The organism is Mycobacterium neglectum, assembly GCF_002591975.1.
Lineage (GTDB): Bacteria > Actinomycetota > Actinomycetes > Mycobacteriales > Mycobacteriaceae > Mycobacterium > Mycobacterium neglectum.
On record NZ_NVQE01000042.1, the window covers coordinates 40,002 to 49,193 of the forward strand.

General features: G+C 66.4%; 8 protein-coding genes and 1 pseudogene. 5 read left to right on the forward strand and 4 right to left on the reverse strand.

Features of this window, described 5'->3' with window-relative positions:
• Positions 1 to 6 precede the first annotated feature (6 nt).
• Positions 7 to 1,305, reverse strand: coding sequence for a ribonuclease D (locus tag CSQ99_RS24835; RefSeq protein WP_099041658.1), 1,299 nt, complete (start codon positions 1,303 to 1,305; stop codon positions 7 to 9).
• 3 nt (positions 1,306 to 1,308) lie between these two features.
• A complete protein-coding gene (locus tag CSQ99_RS24840; protein WP_099041659.1) occupies positions 1,309 to 1,890 on the reverse strand; it encodes a DUF3000 domain-containing protein in 582 nt (193 codons plus the stop codon).
• A gap of 188 nt (positions 1,891 to 2,078) precedes the next feature.
• Here CSQ99_RS24840 and hemE point away from each other — a divergent pair, with 188 nt between their 5' ends.
• From hemE to CSQ99_RS24865, 5 genes and pseudogenes are all read left to right on the forward strand, one after another.
• Positions 2,079 to 3,143: a uroporphyrinogen decarboxylase gene (gene hemE / locus CSQ99_RS24845; RefSeq protein ID WP_099041674.1), complete on the forward strand. Its 1,065-nt coding sequence runs from the start codon at positions 2,079 to 2,081 to the stop codon at positions 3,141 to 3,143.
• Positions 3,140 to 4,507: a protoporphyrinogen oxidase gene (locus tag CSQ99_RS24850; RefSeq protein ID WP_099041660.1), complete on the forward strand. Its 1,368-nt coding sequence runs from the start codon at positions 3,140 to 3,142 to the stop codon at positions 4,505 to 4,507. The genes hemE and CSQ99_RS24850 overlap by 4 nt, the downstream gene beginning before the upstream one ends.
• 4 nt (positions 4,508 to 4,511) lie before the next feature.
• Complete coding sequence (gene hemQ / locus CSQ99_RS24855) at positions 4,512 to 5,207, forward strand: hydrogen peroxide-dependent heme synthase (protein WP_099041661.1); 696 nt, start codon at positions 4,512 to 4,514, stop codon at positions 5,205 to 5,207.
• Positions 5,208 to 5,226: 19 nt separating this feature from the next.
• Positions 5,227 to 6,879, forward strand: a pseudogene (locus CSQ99_RS24860) (NAD-dependent malic enzyme); the annotation flags it as partial.
• Positions 6,880 to 6,903: 24 nt separating this feature from the next.
• Complete coding sequence (locus tag CSQ99_RS24865) at positions 6,904 to 7,215, forward strand: hypothetical protein (protein WP_099041663.1); 312 nt, start codon at positions 6,904 to 6,906, stop codon at positions 7,213 to 7,215.
• Positions 7,216 to 7,218: 3 nt separating this feature from the next.
• Here CSQ99_RS24865 and msrB read toward each other — a convergent pair whose 3' ends face one another.
• Both msrB and CSQ99_RS24875 read right to left on the reverse strand, forming a co-directional pair.
• Positions 7,219 to 7,632 carry a peptide-methionine (R)-S-oxide reductase MsrB gene (msrB, locus tag CSQ99_RS24870; protein WP_099041664.1) on the reverse strand — a complete coding sequence of 138 codons (414 nt, stop codon included), beginning with the start codon at positions 7,630 to 7,632 and terminating at the stop codon, positions 7,219 to 7,221.
• A gap of 9 nt (positions 7,633 to 7,641) precedes the next feature.
• On the reverse strand, positions 7,642 to 9,192 hold a 1,551-nt coding region (locus CSQ99_RS24875), incomplete at its 5' end, for a YybH family protein (protein ID WP_218014613.1).

Here is a 9,192-nt window from a genome sequence, read left to right on the forward strand (position 1 = left end):
GCGCGACTACTCCAATATCTCGGCGCTGGGGTCGGTGGGCTCGGCCGCGTAGAGGGCTTCTGCGAGCCCGGGCACCGTGAGTTCGCGCTGCCACTGCCGCACCTTCGCCTCGCGCAGGAACTCGTCGATCACCGCGGCAGTTTCCTCGAGAGTTGGTAGTGGCTGCCAATCCCAGCACAACCGGCGCACGATCTCCGGGGTGATGATGTTCTCGGACGGCACCGAGATCCGTTGCGACAGTTCGCTCATACCGGTCCTTACCGCTTCCAGTCGAGCCGCCGCCTCGGGCTTGCGGCGTGCCCATCGCGACGCGGGCGGTGGCCCGACGGACGGCTCCGCAGATGCCGGCGGGTCGTCGGTGGAGCGGGCGCGGTCGAGTGCTTCCAGCCACACGCTGGCCATGCGGCGCTGCCGTGATCCGCCGAACACCGGTAGGGCGGTCAGCTTTTCGACGGTATCGGGGTTGACGGTAGCGGCGTTGACGATCGCCGCGTCGGGCAGGATGCGCCCCGGCGCAATGTCTCGGCGATGTGCGATGTGATCGCGAGTCGTCCACAGCTCACGCACGGCTGCCAGCGCGCGTGCGTCACGGATCTTGTGAATGCCCGACGTGCGCCGCCAGCGATCCCTTCGGGTCGGCATGCCCTCATACGTCCGCAGATGCTCGAATTCCTCTGCCGCCCAAGCGGATTTGTTCTGTTCCTCGAGCACAGCAGCGATGGCGTGACGCAGGTCGAGCAGCACTTCGACGTCCAGCGCGGCGTAGTTCAACCAGTCGTGCGGCAGCGGCCGCTGTGACCAGTCGGCGGCGCCATGGCCCTTCGTCAATTGCAGGCCCAGCAGCTTCTGCACCATCGTGGCGAGGTTGACCTTGTCATAGCCCGCGAGTCGGCCGGCGAGTTCGGTGTCGTAGAGCGCCGTCGGTCGCATTCCGATCTCGGCCAGGCAGGGCAGGTCCTGGTCGGCCGCGTGCAGCACCCACTCGTCGGTGGCCAGCACCTTTGCGACGGGAGCCAGTGTGGCCATCGGGTCACCGCCGTGGTTGACGGGGTCGATGAGCACCGTGCCCGCACCGGCCCGCCGAATTTGGATCAGGTAGGCACGATTCGAATAGCGGAACCCCGAGGCGCGTTCGGCGTCGATCGCGAACGGTCCGTCGCCGGACGCCAAGAGTTCGGCAGCTCTCTTGATCTCGCTTGTGCTCACCGACAGTTCGGGCACGCCGTCGCGCGGTGCCAACAGTGGCGTTGCTTCCGGCTCGTCCTCCGAACCCGACTCGGGGCCGGCCTCCTGGGAGTCGGCCATGCGTCAGGCGCGCGTGCGAGAGCTCAGGTCGGTCACCCCTGACGGGGGCAGGCCTGCGGCATGCTCTAGCACGTCGCAGAACGCCTCGACATGCGGTCCCAGCGCCAGGTTGGTCGCCGTCCACGACGCCCGCAGTTCCAGCTGGTGGGCGCGTGGCGGTCCGGAGATGTCGCCGTAGCGCACCGATGTGGTCGCGGTGACCGTGCCGCCCAGCGCGGTGACATGTTCGGCGCGCGACTCCAGCGCGTCGACGAGCCAACTCCACGCGACTTCCGGCAACAGTGGGTCGACGGCCTCACTGGCGTCCAGGTCGGCCTGGATGTAGGCCACCATTCGCATCGTGCCGTCCCATGCCTCGGCGCCCTCGGGGTCGTGCAGCAGGATCAGCCTGCCGAACGCGTCGCCCTCCGAACGTTCGGGAACGATGGCCGTCTCGGGGTGGCGGACCTCGGCGCCGAGCGCGTAGCTGTACGGCGCCAGCCGCTGAGGTGGGCGTATCGGGCCGAGCTCGATCTCGGCTCGGACGGTGGTGGCATTCATAGCCGCCACCGCTTCGCGGAATTGAGCCGGTTCGGCGGTGGTCACCGTTCGACGCTAGCCCCATCGGGCCTGGTCTGTGCGCAGGCGCGCCGATTTCGGCCGGTGAGGGGATAGGCAGTGGTCAGGCGAGGTTTGCTGCGCCGCGAGAAGTGCCAGACGTCGTCGGCGTAAGTCCGGTGCCGCTGGGCAGGGAATTGGGGGGCTGCCGGAGGCGCATGGCAGCATTGGACCCGATGACTACCCGCCGTGAGCTGCCCGACTCGTCGTATCTCGCCGCCGCTCGCGGCCGCAAGCCAAACCGCGTTCCGGTGTGGTTCATGCGGCAGGCCGGACGTTCGCTGCCCGAGTACCGGGCGCTGCGGGCGAAGAACACCATGATGCAGGCGTGCTTCGACGCGGAGCTGATCACCGAGATCACGCTGCAGCCGATTCGCAGGCACGGCGTGGACGCCGCCATCCTGTTCTCCGACATCGTGGTGCCGCTGCGGGCGGCGGGCATCGAACTCGACATCGTGCCTGACGTCGGACCGGTGATCGACCATCCGGTGCGCAGCATCGCCGACATCAACGCGATCAAACCGCTTGATCCACAGCAGGTTGCGCCCGTCGCACAAGCCATCACGCAACTGGTGGGCGAGCTTGGCGATGTGCCGCTCATCGGCTTCGCGGGCGCGCCGTTCACCCTGGCCTCCTACCTCGTGGAGGGGGGCCCGAGCCGCAACCACGAGCGGACCAAGGCGATGATGCTCGGCGAAACCGCCACCTGGCACGCGCTCATGACGGCGCTCACCGATGTGACGATCGCCTTCCTGCAGACGCAGGTCACCGCCGGTGTGGATGCGATCCAGCTGTTCGACTCCTGGGCCGGGACGCTGTCGCTGGCCGACTACCGCACCTATGTGCTGCCACACAGCACGCGGGTGTTCTCCTCGTTGAAGGAAGCCGGTGTGCCGATGACCCATTTCGGGGTCGGTACCGCCGAGCTGCTTGGCGCGATGTCTGAGGCTGTGTCGGGGCATGGTGCCCCCGCTGTCGTCGGTGTGGACTGGCGCACGTCGCTGGCTGACGCCGCGGCACGGGTAGCACCCAACACGGCGCTTCAGGGCAACCTCGATCCGGTCGTCCTGCTCGCCGGCTGGCCGGTTGTGGAGCGGGCGGCCCGCGCTGTCGTCGAGGACGCCCGCCGCGCGATCGATGCCGGAGCCGCCGGACACATCTTCAATCTGGGCCATGGCGTGCTGCCCGGTACCGACCCCGGCGTGATCACTGAACTGGTGGCGGTGGTGCATTCGCTGTGAGCACGTCGTATTGCGTTGTCGGCGGAGGGATTTCAGGTCTCGTCGCCGCATATCGGTTGCGGGTCTGGGCGGGTCCGGACGTGTCGATAGCGCTGATCGACCCGGCTGACCGGCTGGGAGGTGTGCTGCGCACCGAGCGGATCGGCGGCCAGCTGATGGACGTCGGCGCCGAGGCTTTCCTCGCCCGACGTCCCGAGGTGCCCGCACTGCTGGCCGAGCTGGGCCTGAGTGGCAGGCAGATCGGCACCACGGGGGCGCGGCCGTTGATCTACAGCCAGGGGCGCCTGCACCCGATGCCAACGGACACGCTGCAGGGCATTCCGGCGCAGCCCGCGGCGCTCACCGGACTGGTGGACGAGGCGACACTGGCGCGAATCCGTGACGAGCGGGACCGGCCGCTGCGCTGGCGGCCCGGGGCCGATCCGTCCGTTGCCGAGTTGGTCTCCGACCGGTTCGGTGACCAGGTGGTGGCCCGCTCGGTGGATCCGCTGCTGGCAGGTGTGTACGCCGGATCGTCGGCGACCATCGGCGTGCGCTCGGCTCTTCCGACGCTGGCCGCCGCGCTGGACCGCGGCGCGCGCAGCCTGACCGATGCGGTGCGCGACGCGTTGTCTGCCTCGGGGCCGTCCGTAGCCACCGGGTCGGTGTTCGGGGCGATCGACGGCGGCTATGCGGTGCTGGTCGACGAGTTGGTCCAGCGGGCAGATTTCCGTTGGCTGCAGGTGGCCGTCGAGCGGATCGGCCGTTCGCAGCGGGGCTGGGAGATCGTCGACGACGAGGGCGGGCGTCACCATGCCGACGCGGCGGTATTGGCTGTACCGGCGCCGCGGCTCGCCCGCCTCGTTGACGACGTAGCCCCGCGCACCGCCGCGGCCGCTCGCCGCATCGGGGTGGCCTCGAGTGCGCTGGTGGCTCTGGCTCTCCCGGGGGGTACTCCGTTGCCTCAGCAGTCCGGGGTGCTGGTCGCGAGGGGAGAACGATTGCACGCCAAGGCGATAACGCTTTCGTCGCGAAAATGGGGTCAGCGCGGCAACGTCGAGCTGGTGCGCCTGTCATACGGCCGGTTCGGCGAGGACGTGGCGCGCCGCGCGGGCGACGAAGACCTGCTGGACTGGGCGGCGCAGGACCTGGCCACGGTGTTCGGGGTCGCCACCGAGCCCGAGGACTGTCACGTCGCGCGATGGATCGACGCGATGCCACAGTACGGCCCGGGCCACGGCGAACTTGTCGCCGAGCTGCGGGCGGGTGTACCTCCGACGTTGGCCGTCGCCGGTGCCTACCTGGACGGCATCGGGGTGCCCGCGTGTGTGGGCGCAGCCACCAAGGCGGCCGGCTCGCTCGTCACCTCGCGCGTGGCACGATAGGGCTATGGCCAAGCTCGACTACGACGCGCTCAATTCCACCGTCCGCTACCTGATGTTTTCGGTGTTCTCGGTGGAGCCTGGTGAATTGGGCGACGAGCGCGCCGCCGCCGTCGACGAGACGGCCACCTTCCTCAAGCAACAGGAAGACAAGGGCGTCGTGATACGCGGAATCTATGACATCGCCGGCATGCGGGCCGACGCCGACTTCATGTTCTGGACCCACGCCGAGACCGTCGAGGCCCTGCAGGCGACCTACTCGGATTTTCGCCGCACCACCGCCCTGGGTCGGGCGAGCGATCCGGTGTGGAGCAGCGTGGCGTTGCACCGGCCCGCCGAGTTCAACAAGAGCCACATCCCTGCCTTCCTGGCCGGTGAGGAGCCCGGCGCGTACGTCTGCGTGTATCCGTTCGTGCGGTCGCTGGAGTGGTACCTGCTGCCCGATGACGAGCGCCGCAAGATGCTGGCCGAGCACGGTATGGCCGCCCGGGAGTACAAGGACGTCCGCGCGAACACGGTGCCCGCTTTCGCGCTCGGGGACTACGAGTGGATCCTGGCGTTCGAGGCGCCCGAGTTGTATCGCATCGTCGACCTGATGCGTGAACTGCGCGCCACCGACGCCCGCCGTCACACCCGCGAAGAGACCCCGTTTTTCACCGGGCCGCGGGTGAGCGTGGAAGAGTTGATCACCAAACTCCCGTAACGCTTCCGGCGGAAGGACACAGGTGTCTGAGGCAATAACCGGACAGGCCAAGCTTTTTGACCCGTTGACCACCAAAGGCACGGCCTTCACCCACGCCGAACGACGCAAGTACGGCCTGCTGGGCATGTTGCCCACCGCGGAGAAAACCCTCGATCAACAGGTCGAGCACAGCTGGCGCGAGTTCTCCACCCGCCGGCCCGGTCTCGACCAGCACATCTACCTGCGGGCGCTGCAGGATCGCAACGAGACGTTGTACTACCGGTTGCTCCACGACCACATCGCCGAGACGATGCCGATCGTCTATACCCCGACCGTCGGCGAGGCGTGTCAGCGCTTCAGCGAGATCTATCGCCGGCCGCGCGGACTGTTCGTGAGCTATCCCGACCGCGAACACCTGCGCGAGGTGTTGAGCAATCGCCCGCATCGCAATCCCGATGTGATCGTGGTGACCGACGGTCAGCGGATTCTGGGACTCGGCGATCAGGGCATCGGCGGCATGGGCATCCCGATCGGGAAGCTGTCGCTGTACATCCTCATCGGAGGCATCAACCCGGCGCGCACCCTGCCGATCGTGCTCGACGTGGGCACCGACAATGTCGAACTGCTGGAAGATCCCCAGTATCTGGGCTGGCGGCACCGGCGCATCGACGACGAGGACTACTACGCGTTCATCGACGAGTTCGTGGCCGCGGTTCGCGATGAACTTCCGGACGTATTACTGCAATGGGAAGATTTCGCTACCGCGCACGCCCAGCCGATCCTCGAGCGCTACCGCGACGAGCTACTCACCTTCAACGACGACATCCAGGGGACCGCCGCCGTGGCCGTCGGCGCGCTGCATGGCGCCACCAAGGTCGCCGGAGTCCCGCTGTCCCAACAGCAGGTCGTGATGCTGGGTGCCGGTTCGGCCGGTATCGGTGTGCTGAACATGGTCAAGCGGGAGATGGTCGCGCAAGGACTGTCGGAACAGGAAGCGACGTCGCGGATCTGGGTGGTCGATGTCGTGGGACTGCTCACCGACGACCGCGCCGACCTGTCCGACGGGCAACGCGCGTTCGCCCAGCCGACGAGCTCGGTGGGGGACTGGGGCTTGTCCGGGCCCGCGCAGCTGGCCGACGTTGTGCATCACGTTGATGTGGGTGTGCTGCTGGGTCTTTCGACCGCGGCGGGTGCGTTCACCGAAGAGATCGTCCGCGAGCTCGCGGCCAAGACCGAGCGGCCGATCATCTTCCCGCTGTCCAATCCCACGAGCAGGGCCGAGGCACACCCCGCCGAGTTGGACGAGTGGACTGGCGGGCGGGCGTTGATCGCCACGGGGTCACCGTTCGCGCCGTTGCACCGCGACGGTGTCGAGCGGCCGGTCGCACAGTGCAACAACGCGTACATCTTCCCGGCGATGGGGCTGGCGGTGACGGCGGCGCAAGCGACGCGGGTGACCGACGACATGATGCGGGCCGCGGCGACCAGCCTCGGTGATGCGTCTCCCGCTCTGAGGGATCCCAATCAGCCGCTGCTGCCCGCCTGGTCGGAAGTGCCCGACATCGCCGTGAAGATTGCGCTCGCCGTCGGCCGGCAAGCGGTCGCGGACGGCGTCGCCCCGAAACGCAGCGACGACGAGTTGGCCGCGCGCATCGCCGAGGTGCGCTGGATTCCCGATTACCCATCGACATAGGCAAAGTCCGGTCATCATTGGTCAATGATCACCAAGGCGTTGCTTGTCACGACACTGCCGTTGGTCGCGCTCGCGCTGGCGCCGGTCGCGGCCGCGCAGCCACCTGGCGGCGAACATTGTGCGCCTGCCAATGGGCAGAGCATCGTCATCACCGCCGGTGACATCGACTGCATCACTGCCGCTGATTACGCCGCTCAGTACGATCTGTACGGAGAAAAGTTTCAGACGATCGGGCCGTTCACCTGCTACACCGGCAATGCGATGACGGCGCCGTTGATCTTTCAGTGCGTTGCCGACACCGAGGACCAATCCGAGTTCGGGGTTTACCCGGCTTAGCGACTACTCGGCGGGTACGAGCCGCAGTGAGATCGAGTTGATGCAGTAGCGCTGATCGGTCGGCGTCGGGTAACCCTCACCCTCGAAGACGTGGCCAAGGTGGCTGTGGCAGTTGGCGCAGATCACCTCGACGCGGTGCATGCCCAGGGTGTCATCGGAGCGCAGGATCACCGCGTCGGAGTTGGCCGGATCGAAGAAGGACGGCCAGCCGCAGTGGGATTCGAACTTCTCACTGCTGCGGAACAACTCGGCTCCGCACGCCCGGCATTCGTAGACACCTTCGGTCTTGGCGTCGGTGTACTCACCGACGAACGGGCGCTCGGTACCGGCCTCGCGTAGTACGTGGTACTCCTCGGGATTGAGCTTCTTGCGCCACTCGTCGTTGGACAGCTGCAGCTTGGGGGCGGGGGTCGTCATATCTCCACGCTAGCGCTGTTGCGCTACCCGCACCCGCTCCTCGGCGTAGGCAAACGCGGCGTCTTCGTCGTCGGGGTCGAATTCACACATGCCGGCGGCTCGTCCGTCTGCAGCCTCGAATACGAAGAGTCGCACCCATGTGTATTGCTCGCCGTCTGGCCCAACTGCTTCTCGCTCCTGGCGGCCAACGACGACGGCAGGGGACAACCAGTGTTCAACTGAGTTCCATATCCGCGCCGAGGCGACCATCGCGTTCAGCCCATCGAAGCTGGCGCGAAGCTCGGCGGCCGTGCGATCCGGGAATCCCGAGCGAGACCGGTTACCGGTTCGTAGGTCGGGGTGACTGAGCTCGCCGAACACCCGGTCAAAGTCGCCGTTATTGGCGGCGATCAGCCACTCCGTGCCGACCCCAACTCCTGCCGCGAACGACGCTCCTTCCCCGGCGCAATAACGCCGCTGGAGCTCGCGATAGGCGCCCTCGAAGTCGTCTTCGTCGAAGCGGCCCTCGTAGATCTGCAGACCGTTGTCGTCCATTTCGTAAACGTGAAGGTAGGCCGTCTCGTTCCCGGAGTCATCTGACCAACGGCCCTTATGCAGATTCAGGCGATCACCCCGAACTGCGAGGACGCGTCTCTCAAAATGGCTGTACTGGGCGAGTATCCGCTCGAATGCGGCTCGGAACTCGGTGCGGCCGCTGATCGGGTCACCGGTCAGTCGCCGATGATCGTCATACACCAGGTCGTCTGAGAAGCAGTTCATAATCGCGTCGATATCGTGAGCGTTCAGTGCTTGACCGAGCTTCTCTGCGGACTGAACGCTGCGGTTCGTCACAGCGAGTCGGACGCTGGCCGCCTGCATCCGCTCCTCGGCGTAAGCAAACGCCGCATCCTCGTCCTCAGGATCGAATTCGTATACCGACAACAACTGGCCGTGGCCGTGCTCGCCGACGGCAATGCTTTTCCACGTGTACAGTTCGCCATCACGTCCACGAGCATCTCGCTGCAAACGAAAGACACTCAGACCAGACGACAACCAACAGATTGCCGGCTGCCACATGTTTGAGGAGACGACCAGTTCGTCCAAGTGTTTGAACCAACTAATGAGCGCATCGGTGGAACCACCCGGCGAGGGGGAGCCAGACCGGTTGCCCCAATGCAGTGTGGGAGAAAGCAACTCACGAGACAACAACTCATGGTCGCCTCGCGCGATCGCGAGCGCTGTTTCACACACCGCGAGGCCGTTTTCGGCGAACTCTGACCCCTCGCCCGCGTAGTAGCGACGCTCCAGTTCGCGGTAGGCGCCCTCGAAGTCGTCTTCGTCGAAGCGGCCGTGATAGGTGATTAGTCCGTTGTGAACTTCGAAAATCGTAAGTCCGCTGGTTTCGTTGCCATCGTCGTCTGATGCAATGCTCGAGACGAGGTGCAGGCTTTGACGGCTCTTCGATTTTGAGCGGGCAATCAGCATGATGTCTGGGTTGCGGCCCGCTGTTTGCGGGTGCAGTGGAAGCGTATCCGGCGGGCCGAGTTTTCTGTGTTTCTGAACCCGCACGCTGTGCGTTTG